General features: G+C 43.8%; 2 protein-coding genes. Both read right to left on the bottom strand.

The annotated features are described in order from the left end of the window. A partial coding sequence (locus tag BFP75_RS10870; protein WP_099545429.1) for an ATP-binding protein occupies positions 1 to 639 on the bottom strand: 639 nt, incomplete at its 3' end. 24 nt (positions 640 to 663) lie between these two features. After that, a partial coding sequence (locus BFP75_RS10865; RefSeq protein WP_133118653.1) for a transposase occupies positions 664 to 1365 on the bottom strand: 702 nt, incomplete at its 5' end.

Genomic DNA, 1365 nt, shown 5'->3' with positions numbered 1-1365 from the left:
GATGGTCTGTTCCCCTATGATCTCGTGCCATGCCTCAACAGGCAGTTGAGAAGCGATTATTGTTGACTTTTTCCCATGTCTATCTTCGATGATTTCCATAAAAGAGTGTCTATTGATATTGTCCAGACCTTTGAGACCAAAGTCGTCGAGTATAAGTAGGTCCTGTTTTTCGAGTCTGTTTATCTGCTTTACATAAGAACCGTCCGCTTTTGATGTTTTGAGCATGGTAAAGAGTTTAACGGTATTGAAGTACATGACCTTGTAGCCTAGGGAGCAAGCTTGATGTCCAATAGCGGATGCCATATAACTTTTGCCCGCACCCGTACTTCCAGTGATGAGCACATTTTCTTTCTGCTTTATAAAGTCGCAGTCGGCAAAACGCCGTATCTGGTTTTTGTCGATATTCCTTGTCGGGTCATAATCTATGTTCTCTATCAGGGCACTGTACCTGAACTTGGCCGACTTGGTCAGGCGTTCTATTTTACGGTTCTGCCTATCGTCCCATTCCGACTGCATTAGATAAGCGATCAGCTCATCATTGGTGTAGTCGATACTCTGAGAGGATAGACTGGTGCCGAAGGCCCTGAGCATTCCATAGAGCCTTAATTGTTTCATCTGTTCCAATGTTTGTTCATTCATATTCATGGTTTTAATGTTCCTGTTTTATTTGTAATAATGGCCTCCCCTGATATTACCGTGGTTGGGCATATCGATTTCTTGTTCGATGTCCTCGTCCAGAGTGTCCCATCCGTTTTTAAGGATGCGTTCGATGATATTGTAATTGTACGCCCCATAGTCCAATGCCCTCTTACAGGCATTGTCCAATCGGGTATCGCCTACTTTTTTAGTTAGGTGCAATACACCCAGACATGATTTGTAGGATTGTTCGGGGTGTTGCTTTTTATCCAGTATCTTGATGATATACTCCTTACAGTTATCCCCGATATGACCTGCCCATGTGATGAACTTCTCGGAACTCCATTCGCTTATAAAGCGATGGTGCGAGGGCATGTGCTCCTTGATCGTCGTGTAGGCGTATTTCTTCCTTTCCCTTGGGTGTGCCGCCAAGCGTTCCAGTTTATGGAATACCTCCACTAGACTATCGGAGTAGATGATCTTGATGCGCTTACCTATATGTTGGTAGGGCACGCTGTAATAATGTTTGTCCTTGCTGAAGTAAATATGGCTGTTCTTGTGTACGGTTCCCTTGGCGTACGATTTGATCTCGTACTTTTTTAAGGGCAGCGGTTTGAGTTCTTGTTTTTCTACTTCCTCGAACAGTGAATAACGGGAGTATTCCCTTCCCCTGAAAGACATCTTATTATGAACATCCAAGAGTTTTAGTATGGCCCTGTTTATATCCGG

The organism is Maribacter sp. 4G9, assembly GCF_002742265.1.
In the GTDB taxonomy this organism is placed as follows: domain Bacteria; phylum Bacteroidota; class Bacteroidia; order Flavobacteriales; family Flavobacteriaceae; genus Maribacter.
The sequence above is the reverse complement of the archived record's forward strand: the minus strand, read 5'-3'. Positions and strand labels throughout refer to the sequence as shown.